This is a genomic window from Streptomyces sp. NPDC046349 (assembly GCF_055587885.1).
In genome coordinates this window covers 23,923-44,862 of the sequence record NZ_JBVJFK010000006.1, presented here as the reverse complement: position 1 = coordinate 44,862, position 20,940 = coordinate 23,923, and the positions used below count along the sequence as shown (strand labels likewise).

At 71.9% G+C, this 20,940-nt stretch carries 22 protein-coding genes and 1 riboswitch; of the genes, 9 read left to right on the top strand and 13 right to left on the bottom strand.

Annotated elements, in window-relative coordinates; translation table 11 throughout:
• The first annotated feature begins 572 nt into the window (after positions 1-572).
• Positions 573-1,502 carry an N-acetylmuramic acid 6-phosphate etherase gene (murQ, locus tag ACZ6JS_RS15550; RefSeq protein WP_469298204.1) on the top strand — a complete coding sequence of 310 codons (930 nt, stop codon included), beginning with the start codon at positions 573-575 and terminating at the stop codon, positions 1,500-1,502.
• Positions 1,503-1,532: 30 nt separating this feature from the next.
• Positions 1,533-3,056, top strand: coding sequence for a PTS transporter subunit EIIC (locus ACZ6JS_RS15545; protein WP_469298202.1), 1,524 nt, complete (start codon positions 1,533-1,535; stop codon positions 3,054-3,056).
• 346 nt (positions 3,057-3,402) lie between these two features.
• Here ACZ6JS_RS15545 and ACZ6JS_RS15540 read toward each other — a convergent pair whose 3' ends face one another.
• A complete protein-coding gene (locus tag ACZ6JS_RS15540; RefSeq protein WP_469298200.1) occupies positions 3,403-4,014 on the bottom strand; it encodes a CGNR zinc finger domain-containing protein in 612 nt (203 codons plus the stop codon).
• A 104-nt stretch (positions 4,015-4,118) separates the two neighbouring features.
• Between ACZ6JS_RS15540 and ACZ6JS_RS15535 the strand changes: the two genes are divergently transcribed.
• Both ACZ6JS_RS15535 and ACZ6JS_RS15530 read left to right on the top strand, forming a co-directional pair.
• Positions 4,119-4,967 carry an SDR family NAD(P)-dependent oxidoreductase gene (locus ACZ6JS_RS15535; protein WP_469298198.1) on the top strand — a complete coding sequence of 283 codons (849 nt, stop codon included), beginning with the start codon at positions 4,119-4,121 and terminating at the stop codon, positions 4,965-4,967.
• A 115-nt stretch (positions 4,968-5,082) separates the two neighbouring features.
• Positions 5,083-5,685 carry a GNAT family N-acetyltransferase gene (locus ACZ6JS_RS15530; RefSeq protein WP_469298197.1) on the top strand — a complete coding sequence of 201 codons (603 nt, stop codon included), beginning with the start codon at positions 5,083-5,085 and terminating at the stop codon, positions 5,683-5,685.
• A 252-nt stretch (positions 5,686-5,937) separates the two neighbouring features.
• Here ACZ6JS_RS15530 and ACZ6JS_RS15525 read toward each other — a convergent pair whose 3' ends face one another.
• Both ACZ6JS_RS15525 and ACZ6JS_RS15520 read right to left on the bottom strand, forming a co-directional pair.
• Positions 5,938-6,219, bottom strand: coding sequence for a hypothetical protein (locus tag ACZ6JS_RS15525; RefSeq protein ID WP_469298195.1), 282 nt, complete (start codon positions 6,217-6,219; stop codon positions 5,938-5,940).
• Positions 6,216-6,434 carry a hypothetical protein gene (locus tag ACZ6JS_RS15520; RefSeq protein ID WP_469298193.1) on the bottom strand — a complete coding sequence of 73 codons (219 nt, stop codon included), beginning with the start codon at positions 6,432-6,434 and terminating at the stop codon, positions 6,216-6,218. Before ACZ6JS_RS15520 ends, ACZ6JS_RS15525 begins: the two co-directional genes overlap by 4 nt.
• A gap of 114 nt (positions 6,435-6,548) precedes the next feature.
• Between ACZ6JS_RS15520 and ACZ6JS_RS15515 the strand changes: the two genes are divergently transcribed.
• Positions 6,549-7,385, top strand: coding sequence for a helix-turn-helix domain-containing protein (locus tag ACZ6JS_RS15515; RefSeq protein ID WP_469298191.1), 837 nt, complete (start codon positions 6,549-6,551; stop codon positions 7,383-7,385).
• Positions 7,369-7,593, top strand: coding sequence for a DUF397 domain-containing protein (locus tag ACZ6JS_RS15510; protein WP_469298189.1), 225 nt, complete (start codon positions 7,369-7,371; stop codon positions 7,591-7,593). Before ACZ6JS_RS15515 ends, ACZ6JS_RS15510 begins: the two co-directional genes overlap by 17 nt.
• Here the strand turns inward: ACZ6JS_RS15510 and ACZ6JS_RS15505 are convergent.
• Entirely contained in the window at positions 7,580-8,977 is a 1,398-nt protein-coding gene (locus tag ACZ6JS_RS15505; protein WP_469298187.1) for an outer membrane protein assembly factor BamB family protein, read from the bottom strand. The two genes, ACZ6JS_RS15510 and ACZ6JS_RS15505, sit on opposite strands and share 14 nt — an antisense overlap.
• 306 nt (positions 8,978-9,283) lie before the next feature.
• On the bottom strand, positions 9,284-10,468 hold the full coding sequence (locus ACZ6JS_RS15500; RefSeq protein ID WP_469298185.1) for a S8 family peptidase: 1,185 nt from the start codon (positions 10,466-10,468) through the stop codon (positions 9,284-9,286).
• A gap of 551 nt (positions 10,469-11,019) precedes the next feature.
• On the opposite strand from ACZ6JS_RS15500, the gene ACZ6JS_RS15495 reads away from it, so the two are divergent.
• Both ACZ6JS_RS15495 and ACZ6JS_RS15490 read left to right on the top strand, forming a co-directional pair.
• Positions 11,020-11,370 (top strand): protease inhibitor I9 family protein, encoded by a 351-nt coding sequence (locus ACZ6JS_RS15495; protein ID WP_469298183.1) that lies wholly within the window; start codon positions 11,020-11,022, stop codon positions 11,368-11,370.
• A gap of 128 nt (positions 11,371-11,498) precedes the next feature.
• Entirely contained in the window at positions 11,499-13,160 is a 1,662-nt protein-coding gene (locus ACZ6JS_RS15490) for a serine/threonine-protein kinase (RefSeq protein WP_469298181.1), read from the top strand.
• A 9-nt stretch (positions 13,161-13,169) separates the two neighbouring features.
• Here the strand turns inward: ACZ6JS_RS15490 and ACZ6JS_RS15485 are convergent, their stop codons facing one another.
• From ACZ6JS_RS15485 to thrC, 8 genes are all read right to left on the bottom strand, one after another.
• A complete protein-coding gene (locus tag ACZ6JS_RS15485; protein ID WP_469298178.1) occupies positions 13,170-13,355 on the bottom strand; it encodes a hypothetical protein in 186 nt (61 codons plus the stop codon).
• 194 nt (positions 13,356-13,549) lie between these two features.
• Positions 13,550-14,149 (bottom strand): phosphoribosylanthranilate isomerase, encoded by a 600-nt coding sequence (locus tag ACZ6JS_RS15480; RefSeq protein WP_469298176.1) that lies wholly within the window; start codon positions 14,147-14,149, stop codon positions 13,550-13,552.
• Positions 14,150-14,185: 36 nt separating this feature from the next.
• Positions 14,186-14,746, bottom strand: coding sequence for a hypothetical protein (locus tag ACZ6JS_RS15475; protein WP_469298174.1), 561 nt, complete (start codon positions 14,744-14,746; stop codon positions 14,186-14,188).
• Positions 14,747-14,753: 7 nt separating this feature from the next.
• A complete protein-coding gene (locus tag ACZ6JS_RS15470; protein WP_469298172.1) occupies positions 14,754-15,347 on the bottom strand; it encodes a hypothetical protein in 594 nt (197 codons plus the stop codon).
• A 126-nt stretch (positions 15,348-15,473) separates the two neighbouring features.
• On the bottom strand, positions 15,474-17,093 hold the full coding sequence (gene groL / locus ACZ6JS_RS15465; protein ID WP_030823434.1) for a chaperonin GroEL: 1,620 nt from the start codon (positions 17,091-17,093) through the stop codon (positions 15,474-15,476).
• A gap of 317 nt (positions 17,094-17,410) precedes the next feature.
• Positions 17,411-17,617, bottom strand: a complete 207-nt coding sequence (locus tag ACZ6JS_RS15460; RefSeq protein WP_030009783.1) for a cold-shock protein — start codon at positions 17,615-17,617, stop codon at positions 17,411-17,413.
• A gap of 386 nt (positions 17,618-18,003) precedes the next feature.
• Complete coding sequence (locus ACZ6JS_RS15455; protein WP_451926521.1) at positions 18,004-18,282, bottom strand: MoaD/ThiS family protein; 279 nt, start codon at positions 18,280-18,282, stop codon at positions 18,004-18,006.
• Positions 18,283-18,318: 36 nt separating this feature from the next.
• Complete coding sequence (gene thrC, locus ACZ6JS_RS15450; protein ID WP_469298170.1) at positions 18,319-19,617, bottom strand: threonine synthase; 1,299 nt, start codon at positions 19,615-19,617, stop codon at positions 18,319-18,321.
• A riboswitch (SAM riboswitch) is annotated at positions 19,611-19,768 on the bottom strand. Its footprint overlaps the gene before it by 7 nt.
• A gap of 185 nt (positions 19,769-19,953) precedes the next feature.
• Here thrC and ACZ6JS_RS15445 point away from each other — a divergent pair.
• On the top strand, positions 19,954-20,904 hold the full coding sequence (locus tag ACZ6JS_RS15445) for a glucosyl-3-phosphoglycerate synthase (protein WP_469298765.1): 951 nt from the start codon (positions 19,954-19,956) through the stop codon (positions 20,902-20,904).
• Positions 20,905-20,940 lie beyond the last annotated feature (36 nt).

Genomic DNA, 20,940 nt, shown 5'->3' with positions numbered 1-20,940 from the left:
TTTCGAGCGTGACGAGGGAGCCGAGAGATTGCTCCGCCCGGTCGGCCGGTGACCATGGCCGACGCCGCGGCGAAGGCCCTGCCCGGGACACGGCCGGGCTCCCGGACCGCGCCGTGCCCCTCCCCGCGGACCCGCCCCGACGCCGCCATCCGAAGCGCACCGTCCGTCGACGTCCTGGAGCAGCCGCCGGCCCCGCCTCGCGGTGCCCCCGAGCTCCGTACGGCCGTGGGCCCGCCCGACACGCGCCGAGGTGCGGGGCAAGCCGACACCGCACGGCCCGGCACCCGTCGCGCGCCGCGGCCGGCGCCGCGTGGCGGGCCGCTCCCCCGGGCCCCGGACGTACCCGGGTACGCCGGACGGCGCGCCGCGCAGGCGGGACCGCGCGAACCCGTCCCGCCGCCCGCGAGCCCGTCCGCCCCGCCGGGCGGACCCGTGCGGGTACGGCCGACCGCTGCCGCGCTCCTCCCGGCAGCCACCGACGCCGCCCGGGCGACCGGCGCAGCGCCCCAACCGCAGCAGGCCTCACCCACCGCCCGAACCGCCGAACCGCCGAACCGCCGGAGGCTCCCGCCATGACCGCGTACGCCGAACTCCGCGCCCAGCTGGAGACGCTGACCACTGAGGCCTTCCGTCCCGAACTCGCCGAGATCGACCGGCTGTCCACCCTCGACATCGCCCGCACCATGAACGCCGAGGACGCCACCGTCCCGGCCGCCGTCGCCGCCCAGCTGCCGCGGATCGCCGCCGCCATCGACGCGATCGCCGCACGGATGGCCCGCGGCGGCCGCCTCGTCTACGCCGGCGCCGGCACGGCCGGCCGGATGGGCGTCCTGGACGCCTCCGAGTGCCCGCCCACCTTCAACACCGACCCGGGCGACGTCGTCGGACTGATCGCGGGCGGCCCCTCCGCCATGGTCAGAGCGGTCGAGGGCGCCGAGGACTCCCCGCAGCTGGCCGCCGAGGACCTCGCAGGGCTGCACATCGGCCCGGACGACACCGTCATCGGCATCTCCGCATCCGGACGCACCCCGTACGCGATCGGCGCCGTCGAGGCCGCCCGCACCCGCGGCGCGCTCACCGTCGGTCTGTCCTGCAACGCCGGCTCCGCCCTCGCCGCCGCGGCCGACCACGGCATCGAGGTCGTCGTCGGCCCCGAACTGCTCACCGGCTCCACCCGCCTCAAGGCCGGCACCGCGCAGAAGCTCGTCCTCAACCTCATCTCGACGATCACCATGATCCGCCTGGGCAAGACGTACGGGAACCTCATGGTCGACATGCGGTCCTCCAACGAGAAGCTGCGGGCCCGCGCCCGCCGCATCGTGGCCCTGGCCACCGGCGCCCCCGACGAGGAGATCGAGGCCGCCCTCACCGCCACCGGCGGCGAGGTCAAGAACGCCATCCTCGTCGTCCTCGGCGAGCTCGACGGGCCGGCCGCCGCCGAACTCCTCGCCGCCTCCCGAGGCCACCTCCGCGCGGCCCTCGCCCACGCCCGGACCCGCTGACCCCACCCCCTACGGCAAGGCGACCACCACATGTCCACTGAGCCCACCGAGCCCACTCGGTCCACCGACACGAACCGCGCCACGGCCGCCGCGATCCTCCCCCTGGTCGGCGGCCCGGACAACGTCATCTCGATCGCGCACTGCATGACCCGACTGCGCCTCTCGCTGCGCGACCGCTCGCGCGTCCAGGACGAGGCCCTGAGGGCCCTCCCGGCGGTCCTCGGCGTGGTGGAGGACGACACGTACCAGATCGTGCTCGGCCCGGGCGCCGTCGCGCGCGTCACGCCGGAGTTCGAGGCGATGGTCGAGGAGGGACGCTCGGCGGCTGCCCCGGACGCCGCCGCGCACCCGGTCACCGCCGGCGAACTGGCCGCCCAGGGCGCGGCCCTGAAGGAGGCCCGGAAGGCACGCAACGCCACCCCCTTCAAGCTGATGCTGCGCCGGATCGCGAACATCTTCGTGCCGCTGATCCCGGCCCTCATCGGCTGCGGGATCATCGCGGGCCTCGGCGGCCTCCTGATGAACCTGGGCCGGCTCCCCGGCATCGTCCCCGCACTCACCGCCATCGCGTCCGGCTTCATGTCGCTGATCGCGGTATTCGTCGGACACAACACCGCCAAGGAATTCGGCGGCACACCGATCCTGGGCGGCGCGGTCGCCGCGATCATCGTCTTCCCGGGCGTCGCGAAGATCACTGTCTTCGGCACGGAGCTCAGGCCGGGCCAGGGCGGCGTCCTGGGCGCACTGGCCGCCGCCCTCCTCGCCGTGTACGTCGAGAAGCGCTGCCGGCGCCTGGTCCCCCAGACCCTGGACGTCCTGGTCACCCCCACCCTGACGGTCCTGATCCCCGGCCTGGTCACCCTCTTCGGCCTGATGTTCCTCGCCGGTGAGGCCTCCGCCGCCATCGGCACCTTCGCCGACCGGCTGCTCGCCACCGGCGGCGCGTTCGCGGGCCTGGTCCTGGGCGGTCTCTTCCTCCCGCTGGTGATGCTCGGCCTGCACCAGGCCCTGATCCCCATCCACACCACGCTCATCGAGCAGTCCGGCCACACCGTCCTGTTGCCCATCCTCGCCATGGCGGGCGCGGGCCAGGTCGGCGCGGCCATCGCCGTCCACTGCCGGCTCCCGCGCAACGGCTCGCTGCGCGCCACGATCAAGTCGGCTCTCCCCGCCGGCTTCCTCGGCGTCGGGGAACCGCTGATCTACGGCGTCTCCCTGCCCCTCGGCCGCCCGTTCGTCACCGCCTGCGTCGGCGGCGCGGCCGGCGGCGCCTTCGTCGGCCTCTTCAACCAGCTGGGCATCGCCTTCGGCTCCACCGCCATCGGCCCCTCCGGCTGGGCCCTCTTTCCGCTGCTGGACGGCACCTCCGGCCTGGGCGTCACCCTCGCGATCTACGCGGGCGGCCTGCTCACCGGCTACCTCGTGGGCTTCGCCGCCACCTACTTCTTCGGCTTCACCGGCCGGATGCTGACCGACCTCAACACCGACCCGGATCCGGCATCCCCGGACCCCGCCGGCCCCGCCGACCAGGCGAAGGCTCCGGCCCTCGCCTGAGGGGGTTTCGTTTGGATCACCGCGCAGACCACATGAAGATGCCGCGATGTGCAGTCCGGCCGGCGGGAAGGCCGCTGTCTCCTCGCAGCGGGCGGCGATGCCCCGCCACTGTTTGCGCAGGTTCGCCGGCCGGGTCCGCGGCCGGCGAGTTCGCCTCCCCGGCGTTCGAGCGCGGTGGCGGACGCCTGCGCCGAGGTCGGGTCTTCGGGTGGGGGCCTGGTCTCGTCCGGAGCGGTCGGTCACGGAGCCCCTTCCGTTCCCGGACGGACGGCAGCAGCAGCAGCGAGAACACGGGGGTGGCAGACCCGAGGACACGGCTGCCGGGGAGATCCCGTGGAGCGCGCTCTCACGCCTCGGGCGATGCCTCCCTCTCCTGGCGCTGCCGCCGGCGGTAGCTGCGCATGGACACCTGGGAACCGCAGCCGGTACTGCAGTACAGCCCTGCCCCGTTGCGGGTTCGGTCGAAGAAACCGAAATGGCACGGCGGATTGCGGCACGCCTTGACACGCCCCCAGTCGCCGGTCTGCGCGAAGGCCGTCACCGCGGCCAGCACGGTCCCGAACACTCGGGGCACCCCTGCCTGCGGCGACACCAGCTTCACGCCACCGGTCGTCACCACCGTCGCCAGCGGGTAGAGCGCACCCGCGCGCCGCAGGTGCTGCTCGGCGTGCCTCAGCGGCTCGCCGAGACACTCCTCATCACCTGAGTGCGCGAGCAGCAGGGTCACCAGGGCGTCACGCAGCTCGCGCGCGGCCGCGGCATCGGCATCGGTCGCCACGGTCTCTCCGCCGAACTCGTCGTGCTCCGCGAGCCACGCCGCGAACGCGCCCCCGTCTGCGAACAGCTCCCGCCGTCCGGCCCCGTCCGCGCGCGTGTTCACGAACGCGAGCACGGTCTCCACCGTCGGCATGACGGTGCGCGGGCTGGGTTTCGCCGATCCGGCTGCAGCGCTGCTCATCGTCCCACCCTACACCAGCAGAAATAGCTTCTAAAGCCTCTAACAGGCAACGAAGAGCGCCGGTTCGCTTGACTGGTTATGAGCTATCGGCTTACGGTCGCAACATGAATGAGATGTCGAACCATCAGAACGCCCCCCGCACATGGCTCATCACCGGCGCAAGCTCCGGCATCGGCCGCGAACTGACCCTCCAGGCACTGGAGAGCGGGGACGTCGTCTCGGCGCTCGCCCGTGATACCGCTCCCCTGGACGAACTGGCCGGAGCACACGGCGACCGCCTGCTCCTCATCCCCGCGGACGTACGTGACGAGCAGGCCGTCCAGGAAGCGGTGGAGCGCACGCTCAGACGGTTCGGCCGTATCGACGTGGTGGCCAACAACGCCGGCTACGGACTCTTCGGAGCCGTCGAGGAAGCCTCCGACGCGCAGGCCCGCGCCGTGTTCGACACCAACGTCTTCGGGGTGCTCAACGTGCTCCGCGCGACGCTGCCGGTACTCCGCGCCCAGCGATCCGGACACGTCCTTCAGGGCTCGTCGGTCTATGGGCAGTCCGCCCATCCCGGCGTGGGGCTGCTGGCCGCGACCAAGCACGCGGTCGAGGGACTGTCGGACGCGCTGGTGGCCGAGGTCGCACCGCTCGGCATCAAGGTCACGATCATCCAGCCCGGAATGACCGCCACTCCCTTCCTGTCCAACCTCGACGTCGCGGCCGGCCTCGACGACTACGACCGGACCGTTCGCGAGGTCCGGAAGGCCATCGGAGAACTGCCCGCATCCGCGTTCTCCTCCGCAGCCCGGATCGCCGAAGGCATCCGAACGGCGGTCGACAGCCCCAATCCCCCGCTGCGCCTGGCACTCGGCACCTCCAGCGCCACCGGCATGCGCACCGCGCTGCAAGCCCGAACCGCAGAGCTGGACGACTGGAATCGCGTGACCGGCGCCGTCGACAGGTAAGGGCTGTGGGGCCCAACGGCCCCGGAACACCCGGGCAGCCGGCTGTTCGCCTCGGACTCCCCCAACGCCCACCGGCCACGGTGCGCCTCCGCGAGGCAGCGGGAATGATCGGACCATGATCGATTCGATACCTCCCGTGGTCCCGGCCGGCCGGATGGCCGCACTCGCCCAGCCGGAACTCGCCCTCCGGGGCGGGATGCTGCTGCGCCCCTGGACCCCGTACGACGCCCCCACGCTCGTCGCGGCCCACGACGACCCGGACATCCGGCACTGGAACCGCCCGAGCCGGCTGGACCTGCCCGGCGCGCAGGCCCGGATCGCCCTCTGGCACGAACGCTGGACGGCCGAGAAGGCCGGAACCTGGGCCATCGCCCCCGAAGGCGGCCGGGCCGTCGGCCTGATCGGCCTGGCCGACATCGACCTGGCGGGCGGCAGCGGCGAGATCGTCTACTGGCTGCTGCCCGCCGGGCGCGGCACCGGCGTCACGGCGAAGGCCACCGACCGCCTGACCCGCTGGGCCTTCGACGACCTCGGCCTGCACCGCGTACGCATCACCCACTCCGTGGCCAACCCGGCCTCCTGCGCCATCGCGACGAAGGCCGGCTTCCCCCTGGAGGGCACCATGCGAGGCGCCCTCCTCCACGCGGACGGCTGGCACGACGAACACCTCCACGCCCGCCTGCGCACCGACCCCACCCCCCGGGGGACGAACCCCTGATCCACCACCCACACTCGACAGACCGCCCCGTGACCCCCGCGATGCCGTCGTGGTCGGCGCCGCAGTGGAGGACCACCCACCACCCCATGACGCTCGGCTGTCGTAGCGTCAGCAGGTCGGAAAGCGACGCGCGCCGATGATCACCCCTCCGGGCGAGTAGGCCGTGCACCTCGATGGCACGTTCGCCGAGGATCCTCCAGGCATACGGATCCAACTGATCCGTATGCCACCGTCGAACGGGCGGTGCGACCCTCAGGCTTCCGCATCGTCGGCCCCGCCGGCCGTCGGGGCGTCCACCGGGCAGCCGACGTACGGCCCCCGGTCGGCCGCCGTCAGCAGCCCGCGCTCCCCCCGGATCGCACCCTGCCACGGATCGCCGGGCGGCCCGCCCCTCCACCCCGCGTCGGCGAAGTCCTTCTCCAGCCAGCACAGCTTCCAGGCCAGCTCGAACTCCCAGCTCTGCGCCACTTCGAAGAAGCCCTCCAGGGCGGCCTCGCACCGAGCCCGCTCCCGGTCCCGGTCGCACTCGCTCACGGATGGGCCCGCTCGTGGAGCACGGCGGCCAGCCGGAGCGCGGTGTCGAGGTTGCAGCGGCCCAGGTCGACCAACGGCAGCCCGTACATACCGGCCGCCGAGACCCGTTCCACGCCCAGGGAGGGAAAGACGACACCGACCCCGTCGAGGGCCTCCTTCAGTTCCCGTACGGCCTCTTCGGCCGCCTGGATCCGTTCCGTGGGCGTGAGCACCATGTACTGCGCCTTTCTACGCTGGGTGGTCTCGTTCTGCACACAGCGTGGCGATGGGCTGGCTAGCCTTTCAAGGAAGCACCGAGAACAACCCCACCTGTTGGCCCGGGAGTTGCCATGGCAGGTAAGAACCTCGATCCCTCCTCCTCACCCCGCGCCCTGCTCGGCGCCGAACTGCGCGTGGCGCGCGAGCGGGCGGGGATGAGCCAGGCCGAGTTGGGCGAACCGCTTTTCGTGAGCGGCTCGTTCATCGGCCAGCTCGAGGCGGGCACACGGCGGATGCACATCGAATTCGCCCGCCAGATCGACGACATCCTCGACGCGAACGGCTTCTTCGCCCGCAACTGCGGCGCGGCGGCCAAGTCCAAGTATCCGGACCACTTCGCCGCCGCGGCCGAAGCGGAGGCTCTGGCGAAGGCCATCCGCGAGTACGCGCCCCTGATCATCCCCGGGCTGCTGCAGACCGAACCGTACGCGCGTGCCGTCTTCCGGGCGTACCAGCCAACGGCTACGGAAGAGGCCATCGACGAGCTGGTGACGAACCGAATGGCTCGCGCCGCACTGCTACAAGATCCAACAACCCCACTGTTGTGGACCGTCCTTGACGAGGCAGTTCTACGACGGGAGGTCGGCAGTCGACAGGTGATGGCGGACGCTCTGCGCCATCTCGCGGCCTTGGCCCAGTGCCACCGGATCATCCTCCAGGTGATCCCGTTCACCGCCGGGGCACATGCCGTGCTTGGCGGCCCACTCAGGCTGATGGCATTCGACGACGCTCCGCCCCTCGTCTACGTTGAAGGCCTGGAGACGGGACTGCTGCTGGACGATCCAGCCACCGTCAACCAGCGCACGCTGACCTACGATCTGCTCACGGCCAGCTCGCTACCACCTCGGGAATCACTGGCCCTGATCGAATCCGTGGCGGAGGATTACGACCATGATGAGCACGCCTGAGTACGACCTCGCAGCGGCCACCTGGCACAAATCGAGCTACAGCGCTGGCGACGGCGGCAACTGCCTGGAGATGGCCACCTGGCCGAAGTCCACCCACAGCGGGCCCAGCGGCAGCGTCACGGTTCCCGTCCGGGACTCCAAGGTGACGGACGGCCCCCACCTCACCTTCCGCGGGCCCGCCTGGAAGGCGTTCGTCACCAGCCTCTGACCCGTTTCAGGGCTACGTACGACGGCAGTTCACCGGCCGGGTCCAGGTTCACGAAGGTGTAGCCCTCGGCCCCCGTCGGGTAGATCTCGAACCGGCGGCCCAGCGGGACGTCCCGCAGGATCGTCGGCTCGGCCTTCGGCCTGCCCGTGACGCCGTCCAGGTGCCACAGGTGTGTCCGCGCGGCGGTCGACGTCAGCACGTCGACCCCGCCCGGGGCGCGGCCCTTCGCCAGACCGAGGACCGTGGCCCCGTCGAGCCCGGCGTGCCAGACGCGGCGGCCGTCCAGCAGGGAGTAGGCGGAGATCCCCGGGACCCTGCCCTTCACCGGGAGGACCAGCAGGTCACCGCCGACCAGCGGTCCCGGTTCCGCGAGGAGGTCCTCCTGCGGGCCCGCCACCGGCACCGCGCCGCGCTCGCGCCCCGCGTCGTCGAACAGCCGCACCGCATCCCCCGCGCGCAGCGCGATCGGGCGCGCCGACAGCATCCGCAGCTCACCCGAAGGACTCCGCAGCGGCGTCTGCCAGGCGAGGGTGCCGGTCCGCGCGTCCAGCGAGGTCAGCCGGGCCGTGCCGGCGCCCGGGCAGTCCTCGACGTACAGGACCCGGCCGGCAGCGCCGTCGAGGGCGCGCGCCCGGCAGCCGGCCGGAACCGGCGCCCGCCAGCGTTCCTCGCCGCTGCGCAGGTCCAGGCCGAGGAGGGCACCGTCCGCCACGGCGACGGCAGTCGCCTCCACGACCGCCACGGGCGGCGTGTCCCCGTCCGGGACGGGAGCCGCCGGAAGGTCCTTGGCCCACAGTTCCTCGTCCTGGCGCAGGTCCACGGCCGAGACCCGCGTGCCGCAGCCGCCGGGCATGCGGGCAGCTGCGACCAGGCCCACGTCCTGCGCGATGGCCCGGCTCAGGGCGCAGAAGGCAACGCCCTCGGGGGCGGCCCGCCCTCCGGCCGAGCGGCCCCCACCGTCGTAGATGCGCAACCCGTCGGTGCGGGCCCGTACGAGCCCCGTCCCCGGGAGGTGCCAGGCGCCGATCGGCCGGGCCGACTCCGGGTTCTCCCGCTGCCACCAGGTCCACACGTACGCCTGCGGGCCGCGCATCCACACGTACCCCTGCCAGGCCGGCCACAGCGCGGCGAGCGCGACGGCCGCCGCCACCCAGCGGATCCCCGCGCCCCGGGAGCCGCCGCGCCCGCGCGCCAGCAGTACGTACGCGAGGACCCCGAGGGCGGGGGTGAGCAGCAGCAGCCAGCCGCGGCCGCGGGTCCAGTCGACGAAGGCCGACCGGCTCAGCAGAATCAGGTACAGGGCGGTCACGGCGGCGCCGGCCGTACCGGATACGAACAGGGCGCGCGGCACCCAACGCGCGCCCATGAGTGTGCTGTTGTTCATGATCCCCCTCACGTGCAGCCTAGGGGGTGGCCCGACGGCCGGGGCCTGCATGCCCCGCGGCGGACCGTGCACGACACGCGTCTGCTGTCCCGGTCCGGTGGGAGGTGTTCCCGGCGCACGGGGCCGGGATGGAACACCGCGCTGTTCCAGGAACAGCGGTCGTCCGAGGGACAGTCACCCGTCCGACAGTCCGGGTTCCGGGCCTGCGCGACGGGCGTCTCCTCGGCCGGCGTCAGGTCCGGTGCAGACCGAGGAGACGGAGGCCGGCCGCGCCCGCAAGGGGGCCGGTCGGTCAGCGGGTCCCGGTCACAGGCCGCTGGTGAACAGCAGCTTGTCGGGGCCGTTGTCGCTGAGGTTCTGGATGACGTCCTCGGTGGCCTCGTTCTTCAGGAAGTTCGCCACCTCGGCCGGACGGGCATCGGGGTGCACGGCCTTGTAGAGGGCGGCCACCCCGGTGACGTGCGGGGCGGCCATGGAGGTCCCGTTGAGGGACACCGTGCCGCCGCCGATCCGCGCGGAGATGATGTCCTGGCCGGGGGCGTAGAGATCGAGGAGCTCGCCCCAGTTGGAGAAGTCGGTCTCCTGGTCGAAGCGGTTGGTGGCGCCGACGGTCACCGCGTTCGGGGTGGAGGCCGGCGAGACGAAGCGGGCGTCCCGGTTGTCGTTGCCGGCCGCGACGATCGGCAGTACGCCCCGGTCGAACAGCGCGGCGGTGGCGTTGTTGACCGGCTCGAGGCGGTCCCCGCCCAGGGAGCCGTTCAGGACGGCCGGCTGCTGGGCGTTCGCGGCCACCCAGTCCAGGCCCGCGATGATCCCCGACCAGGAACCCCTGCTGTCACAGCCGAGGACGCGGACGCTGACGAGGTTCACCTTGTGCGCCACGCCGACATTCGTGCCGCCGACCGTGCCCGCGACGTGCGTGCCGTGGCCGTGGCAGTCCTGGCCGTTGCGGCCGTCCCCGATGGCGTCGAAGCCGGGGCGCGCCCGGCCGCCGAACTCGGGGTGGCGGTAGTCGATCCCGCTGTCGAGGATGTACGCGGTCACGCCCTGGCCGCTGGTGTTGGGGCTGAACCCGTTGTCGAGCGGCAGGAACCGCTGGTCGATGCGGTCCAGGCCCCAGGAGTTCGAGGGCGCCTTGGTGGTGATCCCGCTCGGCGGCGCCGGCGGACCGGTCACCTGCCCGTCCTGCGCCACGGACAGCACGCCGCGGGTGTGCCGGACGATCTTCAGCTGCTTCTCGGTGAGGGGTGCGGCGAAGCCGTTCAGCGCCGTCTCGTACGTGAACTTCGCCGTCACGCCCACGGACTCCGCGACCTTCGCGGCATCGACGGACTTGGCGAGGGTGACGATGTAGCTGCCGGCGATGGCGTTCGTCGAGGTGATCAACGGCGCCGGGCTGGGCTCCGGTCCGGCGGCGGAGGCCGTACCGGCCGCCACGGAAGTCAACGTGAGCACGGCGGCCGTGGTCAGGCGTGCGGCGAGCAGACGCATCGAGAGAACTCCCTGAAGTGCGTGTGGATCGGCGTGGGGGGATCCGCGTCAACCGGTGGATGCCCGCCGGGCGCGGCCCTCCCGTACATCGGGCCCGCCCCGCCGAGGACTTGAGCCGCCCGCCCTCCGCCTGGCCCAGCGACGGACTCCGCCGGGGAGGGCCCGTCGCGCACGGTGCAGAAAGGGTCATCCTCCGGCGGCTCCATGGCGGTCATCCGAAGGCCGACCGCCGGGGAAGATCCGGAAAAGTCCACCCGTACGTGTGACCGTGGGCGGAAGTCTTCGAGACCGCCGACGGCCCGCCACCTGTGGGCGGGCCCGGGCCGTCGAGGGAGGCGCGCCGCCGCGGCGCGCGGCGCGGATGCACACGGGGTTGCCCCGCTGTGCCGTCACGGTCGTGCTCCGGCCCGCGCGGCCGGTGGCCGCCCCGGCGGCATCACCCGTACGGGCCGCCGCCACCCCAGGGGGCGCACGGCCGGTGCGCCGCCCGTGCGCCCGCCACACCCCCGGACGTCGTTGACCCGCACCGCGGCGCGTGATGGCCTCCCCCCATGCGCATCCTCCTGAGCCGAGCCCTGCCCGTGGTCGCGGCCGCCGCCGCACTGGCCGCCGTCACCGCCCTCCCCGTGGCCGCGGCCACGGCCACCGCCGCCGTGGCCACGCCCATGGCCCGTGCGACCGTCGGCGACGAAGCCCCGTACATCGTCACCGTGCACCAGGGCTTCGATCCGGCGACGGTGGCCCGGATGGTCGGGGCCTCCCCGGACTACGTCTACCGCACCGCGCTGCACGGCTTCTCCGCCCGCCTCAGCCCCGGCCAGGTCGCGGCCCTGCACGTCATCCCCGGTGTGGAGTCCATCCAGGAGGACGGCGGTGTGTCCTCCTTCGACACGGCGGACTGACCGGGAACGCCTCCGGCACGGCCCGCCCGCGCCGCAGCCGCTCCCCGGCACCGCCCCGTCCCTGCCCGGCGCTTAGGGTTACGTGGATCAACTCACCGGTTGGTCACGGGGGGATCGGGGGGAGACCGATGAACGGCGCGACCGAGGCGTTCCAGCCGCTGCGGACTGACGATCCGCAGACCGTGGGCGGCTACCGCCTCGCCGCACGGCTCGGGTCGGGCGGCATGGGCCGGGTGTACCTGTCCCACACCCGGGGCGGCCGCCCCGTCGCGATCAAGGTGGTCCATCCCGAGCTGGCCGAGGACCCGACCTTCCGGCGGCGCTTCCGCCGGGAGGTGGAGGCCGCCCGCCGGGTCCGGGGCGCCTACACGGCCGAGCTGATCGACGCCGACGCGGAGGCGACCCCGCCGTGGCTGGCCACCGTCTACGTGTCCGGTCCCTCGCTGTCGGAGGCCGTCGCCCGGCGCGGGCCGCTGCCCGACGCGGCGGTCGTGTGGCTGATGGCCGGCGTCGCCGAGGCCCTCGCGGCCGTCCACGGCGCGGGCATCGTCCACCGCGACCTGAAGCCGTCGAACGTGCTGCTGGCCGCCGACGGCCCCCGGGTGATCGACTTCGGCATCTCGCAGGCCTCCGGCCTGACGGCCACCGCCACGGGCAACACCATCGGCACACCCCAGTACATGGCTCCCGAACAGGGTCTGGCGGGCCGGACCACGCCCGCCACCGATGTCTTCGCACTGGGCCAGACGGCTGCGTTCGCGGCGCTGGGCAAGCCGCTGTACGGGGACGGGCCGTCCATGACCGTGCTGTTCCGGATCGTGCACTCCAAGCCCGACCTGACCCAGCTGCCCAAGCCGCTGCGCCCGCTGTTCGCGCTGTGCCTGGCCACCGAACCGGAGGAGCGGGCCACCCCGGCGGAGATCCTCGCGTGGTGCCGCGCGTACCTGGGCGAGGAGGCCACCGCCGGCGGCGGACCGGCCGTCTGGCGGGAGGTGGTCGGCCTGGACGAGGAGGTACCGGCTCCGGTCGCCCGGCCCGCCGCTCCACTGCCGGCCTCGGGTGAAGCCACCTCGGCGGGTTCGACAGGCTCAGCGACCGCGGCGGCTTCGGCGGCATCCGGGCACCTCGCGGCCGCCCCCGCGGGAGCCGCGGCGCCGGCGACGTCCTCCGCCGGGGCCGCGTCGGCAGCGGCGGCCGCCGACCTCAAGCGGCGACGGACCGCGCGGTTCGCCACCGTGGCAGCGGTGACAGGTGCGCTGACGCTGGGGGGCCTGGGCTGGAAGCTCATGGACATGACGGACCGGGCGGCCGAACGTGAGGCGGCCGCAGTCACGTCGGCCGCCCTGACACCGCAGAACGGCCCCACGCCCACCCCCACGCCGAACGCGTCCCAGCCGCCCAAGCCCCTCCCCTACCCCGGGCTGATGCTGAACGAGAAGAACTCGATCAGCATCAAGGAGCCCGTCCAGCACGAGGACGGCGACCGCACGGGAGACATCCGGATGAAGTGCGGGCTGGCCAGCGGCTGCAAGATGGAGAGCGACGCGAGCGTGTTCTCCATGCCTCAAAAGGCGGGCACCGGCAACCTCGAGACGTGCCGCGAGGAGCTGGCGTCCGCCAGGGAGAACGACCTGACGCTGCACGTCATGGCGGCAGGCAGCGAGGTCTGCGTCAAGCACCCGTCCGGCGACATCGCGCTGTTCGTCATCGGCATCAAGTCGGCCCCCGGGCTGTCGAAGGACCCCAGCTGGATCAGGGCCGACATGACGGTCTGGCGCGCGGCCTCCTGACGCAGGTCTTCATGCCGCCGCCTCCTGCGGCGCGTCCGCGTCGAGGGCAACGACGAGGAAGGCGTCCCTGTCGAGGTCCATCACGACCGTCACCCGCCGCCCCCGTTCCCGGCACCTGGCCGCGTACTCCTCGGCGGGCCAACTGCCGTAAGGGTCACCGGCGGGAAAGGAGTCCAGCACCTTCGTACGGCGCACCGCAGCCACCTCCTGAACGACGAACCGTCCTCACCGCCCGGATGCCCCGTCCGCCGCATCCCATGCGCAGCCGTGGCAACACCGGCGTTGTTGCCACGGCCGACGCGCTCACGCCTGCGGCAGCGCGCCGGGGCCGACACCGGCAGAGTCGGCAGCATCGGCATCGGCGCCGGCATCGGCGTCGGCGTCGCGGTTCAGCCGCGGGCCGCCTCGATGAAGGCGCGGATCAACTCCGGCGACTTCACACCTCGTTCCCGCTCCACGCCACTGGACACATCCACGCCCCACGCCCCGGTGGCCGCGAGCGCCTCGCGCACGTTGTCCGGGTGCAGCCCGCCGGCCAGCAGCCACCGTCCCTCGGGCGCGGTGAAGTCCGCCGCCCCCCAGTTCCACGGCCTGCCGGAGCCCGGGTCGGGGGCGTCGAGCAGCAGCAGGTCCTCGCCGTACTCACCGCAGCGCTCCACGCGCCCGGCGGTGGCCCGCAGCAGGGTGCGGCCCTCGGCACGCAACGCCGCGAAGTCCTGGGGGCCCTCCTCACCGTGCAGCTGCACGCCCCGTACGCCGCTCTCCTCGGCGAACCGGCGCACCTCCTCGACGGACTGCCCGCGGAACACCCCCACGGTCAGCACCGTGGCCGGCACCCGGGCCGCCAGCTCGCGCGCGGTGGCGGCGCCGACCGTACGGGGGCTGCCCGGCGCGAACACGAACCCGACGGCATCCGCCCCGGCCGCCACCGCGGCGTCGACGTCCGGCGCGGTCCTGAGCCCGCAGATCTTGACGAAGAGGTCAGCCATGCGTCCAGCCTATGCGGACCCGCCCGCGTACCGGCGTCAGCGGCCCACCTGTACGGGCCCCAGCACCGACCCGCCGATCGCCGCGGCGAGATGCGCCGCACCCGCCTCGTCGGCGGACCGGAAGTGCACGTAGACGGTGTGCGGGCCGTCGGGATGCTCACCGTTGACGTCCAGCTCCACACGCTGGTTGGTCGGGTCGTCCGAGTGGGACGGTATCTCGGGGACGAATGGCCAGGCCCCGCGCCAGAGCAACGTGGCCGCGCCGTCGCCCACCACCCGCAGGAACGCGCCCTCGACCGGACCGGGAGCCGCGTACGAGTCGACGGTCAGCGGCAGGACGGCCGCCAGCTCCAGGTCGTCGCGGGGCAGTTCCGCGCCGGTGTACCAGACGTCCGAGGACCAGTCGTAGGACGGCTCGAACAGCCCCGTCGGAAGGAACGCCGCCAATCCACGGGCCTGCGCGACGGTGTGCGTCTGCGCGCACAGCCACATCTCCGGGTCGATCTGCTTCATCCGCCCCACCAGCAGTCGGGCCCGCCGGTACGCCTCGGCGAGGTCGTCGGACCGGTATACGGGGTACGCACGCGAACTCCCCACCCCGCCCTCAGCCCTGCTCCGGCTCGCCCAGCACGGCTCCGCCGATCGCGGCGGCGAGCCGCTCGGCCCGGCCCGGGTCGCCGTGCTCGGTCACGTGGACGTACAGCGTGCGGACGCCGGTGACCTGCCCGTACCATTCGCATGCGTCGCTGTTGAGGACCAGCTGCACGCCGTCGTAGGCGGGTGAGGCGTGCGAGCCCAGCTCGGGCTCGTCGGGCCAGCAGCCCTCCCACCGCACGGAGGCCGGCCCGGCCCCCACGGCATGCACGAAGTCCTCGTCGCGAACCCCGCCCGGCAGCTCCTCCTGGCAGAACCAGAGCGGCACCTCCCCCGCCAGCTCCGCGTCAGCGGCCGCCCGCCCGTCCATGCCGGAGTAGAGGGGCTCACCCGTCACAGGGTCTCTGCGGCTCTCCACATGGTCGTAGACCGCCTCCGGCAGCAGCCCGGCCATCCGCCGCAGGTCCTCGACCGTCCACAGCTCGGCCCCCACGTACACGTGCTCGTACCGCGTGGCGAGCAGCGCGCACAGATGTCGCGCCTTCGCGTACGCCTCGGCGGGATCGGTGGTGCGCAGCACGGGATATGCGACGAAGTTCCCCATGGCCGTACGTTCACACGCCCCCACCCACCCCGGCCAGCGGTTTTCCCGGCCCGGGAACGCCCGAGGGCGGCACCCCCGCGGGGGTGCCGCCCTCGTTCGAGAACAGCCGATCAACCACCAGGTCGATCAGAAGTCCATGTCACCGCCCGGCATGCCGCCCGGAGCGGCCGCAGCCTTCTCCGGCTTGTCGGCGATGACGGCCTCGGTGGTCAGGAACAGCGCGGCGATCGACGCGGCGTTCTGCAGCGCGGAGCGCGTGACCTTCGCCGGGTCGATGATGCCCTCGGCGATCATGTCGACGTACTCGCCGGTCGCGGCGTTCAGGCCGTGGCCGATCGGAAGGTTGCGCACCTTCTCGACGACGACGCCGCCCTCGAGACCACCGTTGACGGCGATCTGCTTGAGCGGGGCCTCCAGGGCGAGCTTCACGGCGTTGGCGCCGGTCGCCTCGTCACCCTCGAGCTCCAGCTTCTCGAAGACCGCGGAGGCCTGCAGCAGGGCCACGCCACCACCGGCGACGATGCCCTCCTCGACGGCCGCCTTCGCGTTGCGCACGGCGTCCTCGATGCGGTGCTTGCGCTCCTTGAGCTCCACCTCGGTCGCGGCACCGGCCTTGATGACGGCCACGCCGCCGGCCAGCTTCGCGAGGCGCTCCTGGAGCTTCTCGCGGTCGTAGTCCGAGTCGGAGTTCTCGATCTCGGCGCGGATCTGGTTCACGCGACCGGCGACCTGGTCGCTGTCACCGGCACCGTCGACGATGGTGGTCTCGTCCTTGGTGATGACGACCTTGCGGGCGCGGCCGAGCAGGTCGAGACCGGCGTTCTCCAGCTTGAGGCCGACCTCCTCGGAGATGACCGTGCCGCCCGTGAGGATGGCGATGTCGCCGAGCATGGCCTTGCGGCGGTCGCCGAAGCCCGGGGCCTTGACGGCGACGGACTTGAAGGTGCCGCGGATCTTGTTGACGACCAGGGTCGACAGGGCCTCGCCCTCGACGTCCTCGGCGATGATCAGCAGCGGCTTGCCGGACTGCATGACCTTCTCCAGGAGCGGCAGCAGGTCCTTGACCGAGCCGATCTTGGAGTTGACGATCAGGATGTACGGGTCGTCGAGGGACGACTCCATGCGCTCCATGTCGGTGGCGAAGTACGCCGAGATGTAGCCCTTGTCGAAGCGCATACCCTCGGTGAGCTCCAGCTCCAGACCGAAGGTCTGGGACTCCTCGACGGTGATGACGCCTTCCTTGCCGACCTTGTCCATGGCCTCGGCGATGAGCTCGCCGATCTGGGTGTCGGCGGCGGAGATGGAGGCCGTCGAAGCGATCTGCTCCTTGGTCTCGACGTCCTTGGCCTGGGCGAGCAGGGCGGCGGAGACGGCCTCGACGGCCTTCTCGATACCACGCTTGAGGGCCATCGGGTTGGCGCCGGCGGCCACGTTGCGCAGGCCCTCACGGACGAGCGCCTGGGCCAGGACGGTGGCGGTGGTCGTACCGTCGCCGGCGACGTCGTCCGTCTTCTTGGCGACTTCCTTGACCAGCTCGGCGCCGATCTTCTCGTACGGGTCCTCGAGCTCGATCTCCTTGGCGATGGAGACACCATCGTTGGTGATCGTGGGGGCGCCCCACTTCTTCTCAAGGACGACGTTGCGACCCTTGGGGCCAAGGGTGACCTTGACGGCGTCGGCGAGCTGGTTCATCCCACGCTCGAGGCCGCGGCGGGCCTCCTCGTCGAACGCAATGATCTTGGCCATCTGAAGTGGTCCTCCCGGACAGCGGTGGATTGCTCCCAGGACCGCGCCCGCGCCCGCGACGGACGGCCTGCGTGCCCGGCGGTTCCTTCCCACCGGACCCTGCGGGCCTCACCGACCCGGTCCTCGTTTCAGTAGCACTCTCACTCGTAGAGTGCTAACGCCAATGATTAGCACTCGACCCCCTGGAGTGCAAGCGGCTTCGACGAAGGCCCAGGTGACACGCGAGGGGCCCACATCCCGTGTCCGGGATGTGGGCCCCTCGTAGGTCTTCCGGGTCTTCGACGGAAGACCGAGCGTCGGTGGTCGATGCTCCGGGACTAGCCGAGCGCGAGCTTGACCATGTCCGCCTGCGGACCCTTCTGGCCCTGTGAGATCTCGAACTCGACCCGCTGACCCTCTTCAAGGGTGCGGTACCCGTCCATCTGGATGGCGCTGTAGTGGACGAACACATCCGCACCACCGTCGACCGCGATGAAGCCGTAGCCCTTCTCCGCGTTGAACCACTTGACGGTGCCCTGAGCCATGCCTAACTCCCCTATTACTGGCCCTTGCGCGGGAACGCACTTCGCGTTCCCGGGTCAGAACTTGCGTCGGAACGCTTCGACCGAGGCTGAATGTATCTGCGCGAGTGCTGTCTGCAACAGGTCAATCCGACGAGAAATCTGGACACCGAGAAACATTGAAATAGAGTGAAAATTTGGCAGATTCCAGGGCAACTCGGGCCGGGCAAATTTCGCCAAAGCCCCATACCGCACCTGCACATTGACCCGATGTCGACCCTCACGCGACCCGTTCATATGCGGCGGGCAAGTCCAGCGGAGGGGACTTCCCCAACTCTACCGTGCCCAATCAAACAGAATTACCCCCTCCGCTTTTTAGCGGAGGGGGTAATTTCGGTTTACCGGGTGGGTCAGCAGCCGCCCGCGACGGCCGGAATGATCGAGACGCCGGCGCCGTCCGGCGTCACCGCCTCGAGCCCGCCCTCGAAGCGCACGTCATCGTCGTTGACGTAGACGTTCACGAAGCGGCGGAGCTTGCCCTGGTCGTCCAGGACGCGCGCGGCGATGCCCGGGTGGTTCTCCTCCAGGGACTCGATGACCTCGGCGAGGGTCGCACCCTCGGCCGGGACCTCGGCCTGACCGCCGGTGTAGGTGCGCAGGATGGTGGGGATGCGGACGTTGACGCTCATGGCGCTACTGCCTTTCCGGTAGTACGTGGAGGATGGTCAGGCCAGGCCGGCGGCGCGGAACGCGTCCAGGCTGGGGCGGATGGTGGCGGTCTGCCCGCTGTCCGCGGCCACCGCCTCCAGGGTCTTGAGGCCGTCGCCGGTGTTGAGGACGACGGTGGTCAGCGTCGGGTCGAGCTGCCCGTTCTCGATGAGCTTCTTCGTCACGCCGACGGTCACGCCGCCCGCGGTCTCGGCGAAGATGCCCTCGGTCTGCGCGAGGATCTTGATGGCCTCGACGACCTGCTCGTCGTTCACGTCCTCCACGAAACCGCCGGTGCGGCGCGCGATGTCCAGGACGTACGGGCCGTCCGCCGGGTTTCCGATGGCGAGCGACTTGGCGATGGTGTTCGGCTTCTGCGGGCGGACCACGTCGTGGCCGGCCTTGAAGGCGGTCGACACCGGGGAGCAGCCCTCGGCCTGGGCACCGAAGATCTTGTACGGCTTGTCCTCGACGAGGCCGAGCCTGATGAGTTCCTGCAGGCCCTTGTCGATCTTCGTCAGCTGCGAACCGGACGCGATCGGGATGACGATCTGGTCCGGCAGCTGCCAGCCGAGCTGCTCGCAGATCTCGTACGCCAGGGTCTTGGAGCCTTCGCCGTAGTACGGGCGCAGGTTGACGTTGACGAAGCCCCAGCCCTCGCCCAGCGGGTCGCCGATGAGCTCGGAGCAGAAGCGGTTGACGTCGTCGTAGTTGCCCTCGATGCCGACCAGGTCGCCGCCGTACACACCGGCCATGACGACCTTGCCCTGCTCCAGGTCGTGCGGGATGAACACGCAGGAGCGGAAGCCGGCCCGGGCCGCCGCGGCGCCGACGGCGCCGGCGAGGTTGCCGGTGGAGGAGCACGAGAGGGTGGTGAAGCCGAAGGCGCGGGCGGCCTCGACGGCGATGGCCACGACGCGGTCCTTGAAGGAGTGCGTCGGGTTGCCGGAGTCGTCCTTGACGTACAGCTTGCCGGTGACGCCCAGCTCCTTGGCCAGGTTGGCCGCGTCGACGAGCTTGGTGAAGCCGGGGTTCAGGCTCGGCTTCGACGCCACGTCCGCGGGGACGGGCAGCAGCGGCGCGTAGCGCCAGATGTTGTTGGGGCCGGCCTCGATCGCGGCGCGCAGGGCCTCGGGGTCACCGGTGGGGAGCTCGTAGGCGACTTCCAGAGGTCCGAAGCACTCGGCGCACGCGAAGATGGGGCCGAGCTCGAAGCGGGTACCGCACTCGCGACAGGAAAGGCCCGTGGCAGGTCCGAGATCGACAGAGGTGGCGACAGTCTGTGCAGCCATGATGGCGAGGCCCTTTCTCCTCATCTTCCCCATGGCGCATTTCGCCATGAGACGGAATTGGCACCTTCCCTAGCCGGGGACCTCGCTGACGAGCGCTGCTGCGCGATCGCGAGAACCGACTGGAGGGTTGCCGGGGCTTCAACGGGCCGTGTCCCTCTGCCCCTCTGGATGAGCGGTATGGCACCGGCACACGCGCTCTGTGGCGCGCCGGTGCGTTTGTACGCGGGGGACCCCGGCATGCGGTGGTCCTTCGCGTTGTTCAAGACTGTAACCGAAGGGACGGGCGGTTGAGACAGCCGTCCGAAACGCGAGATGGATCGCATAACGGCCCATAACGCCGACGAGCAGGGAGTGCTGAGGGTGCTGGAAGAGGTGGAGCGCTGGCTGGCCGACCGCTCCTGGTCCGCCGCCGACCGACCGCTCGACCAGCTGCTCGACCTCAAACGGGCGGCCGGGACCACGGTCAGCGTGGTGCTGCCCGCGCTGGACGAGGAGGCCACGGTCGGCGCGATCGTCGAGGTCATCCGGCGTGAGCTGATCGAGGGACTGCCGGTCCCGCTCGTGGACGAGCTGGTCGTGGTCGACTCGGGCTCGGCCGACCGGACCGCCGAGGTCGCGGCGAAGGCCGGCGCCCGGGTGGTGCACCGCGACGAGATCCTGCCCAGGATCCCGGCGCTGCCCGGCAAGGGCGAGGTGCTGTGGCGCTCGCTGCTGGCCACCACCGGCGACATCGTCTGCTTCGTCGACGCCGACCTGCGGGACTTCTCTGCCTCCTTCGTCTCCGGGATCGTGGGCCCGCTGCTCACCGACCCCGGCGTGCAGTTCGTCAAGGCGATGTACGACCGGCCCCTCGGGGACGCCCCCGGCCAGGGCGGACGGGTCACCGAGCTGGTCGCCCGCCCGCTGCTGAACCTGCACTGGCCGCAGCTGGCCGGCTTCGTCCAGCCGCTGGGCGGCGAGTACGCCGTACGGCGCTCCCTGCTGGAGCGGCTGCCGTTCCCCGTCGGCTACGGGGTCGAGCTCGGCCTGCTGGTCGACGCGCTGCACACCGTCGGGCTGGACGCGCTGGCCCAGGTGGACGTGGGCGTGCGCCTCCACCGCCATCAGGGCGGACAGGCGCTGGGACGGATGGCCGCGGCGATCTACCGCACGGCCCAGGTACGGCTCTCTCGCGGGCACCTCGTACGGCCGGAGCTGACGCAGTTCGAGCGGGGCCCGGAGGGCTTCGTGCCGCACACGTACGCCGTGGACACCGAGGAGCGGCCGCCGATGCTGGGCGTGAAGGAGTACGGACGGCGCCGCGTGGCGTGACGTGTCCATACGTTTGAGCGAGCGCGGGCCGGGCTA

Coding starts and splice junctions, on each gene's coding strand:
- ACZ6JS_RS15540 (WP_469298200.1), bottom strand. CDS start 4,014: ATGAGCAGCGCTGCAGCCGGATCGGCGAAACCCAGCCCGCGCACCGTC.
- ACZ6JS_RS15480 (WP_469298176.1), bottom strand. CDS start 14,149: ATGGCTGACCTCTTCGTCAAGATCTGCGGGCTCAGGACCGCGCCGGAC.
- ACZ6JS_RS15545 (WP_469298202.1), top strand. CDS start 1,533: ATGTCCACTGAGCCCACCGAGCCCACTCGGTCCACCGACACGAACCGC.
- murQ (WP_469298204.1), top strand. CDS start 573: ATGACCGCGTACGCCGAACTCCGCGCCCAGCTGGAGACGCTGACCACT.
- ACZ6JS_RS15455 (WP_451926521.1), bottom strand. CDS start 18,282: ATGAGCGTCAACGTCCGCATCCCCACCATCCTGCGCACCTACACCGGC.
- ACZ6JS_RS15530 (WP_469298197.1), top strand. CDS start 5,083: ATGATCGATTCGATACCTCCCGTGGTCCCGGCCGGCCGGATGGCCGCA.
- ACZ6JS_RS15470 (WP_469298172.1), bottom strand. CDS start 15,347: ATGGGGAACTTCGTCGCATATCCCGTGCTGCGCACCACCGATCCCGCC.
- ACZ6JS_RS15495 (WP_469298183.1), top strand. CDS start 11,020: ATGCGCATCCTCCTGAGCCGAGCCCTGCCCGTGGTCGCGGCCGCCGCC.
- groL (WP_030823434.1), bottom strand. CDS start 17,093: ATGGCCAAGATCATTGCGTTCGACGAGGAGGCCCGCCGCGGCCTCGAG.
- ACZ6JS_RS15510 (WP_469298189.1), top strand. CDS start 7,369: ATGATGAGCACGCCTGAGTACGACCTCGCAGCGGCCACCTGGCACAAA.
- ACZ6JS_RS15535 (WP_469298198.1), top strand. CDS start 4,119: ATGAATGAGATGTCGAACCATCAGAACGCCCCCCGCACATGGCTCATC.
- ACZ6JS_RS15515 (WP_469298191.1), top strand. CDS start 6,549: ATGGCAGGTAAGAACCTCGATCCCTCCTCCTCACCCCGCGCCCTGCTC.
- thrC (WP_469298170.1), bottom strand. CDS start 19,617: ATGAGGAGAAAGGGCCTCGCCATCATGGCTGCACAGACTGTCGCCACC.
- ACZ6JS_RS15490 (WP_469298181.1), top strand. CDS start 11,499: ATGAACGGCGCGACCGAGGCGTTCCAGCCGCTGCGGACTGACGATCCG.
- ACZ6JS_RS15505 (WP_469298187.1), bottom strand. CDS start 8,977: ATGAACAACAGCACACTCATGGGCGCGCGTTGGGTGCCGCGCGCCCTG.
- ACZ6JS_RS15460 (WP_030009783.1), bottom strand. CDS start 17,617: ATGGCTCAGGGCACCGTCAAGTGGTTCAACGCGGAGAAGGGCTACGGC.
- ACZ6JS_RS15520 (WP_469298193.1), bottom strand. CDS start 6,434: ATGGTGCTCACGCCCACGGAACGGATCCAGGCGGCCGAAGAGGCCGTA.
- ACZ6JS_RS15500 (WP_469298185.1), bottom strand. CDS start 10,468: ATGCGTCTGCTCGCCGCACGCCTGACCACGGCCGCCGTGCTCACGTTG.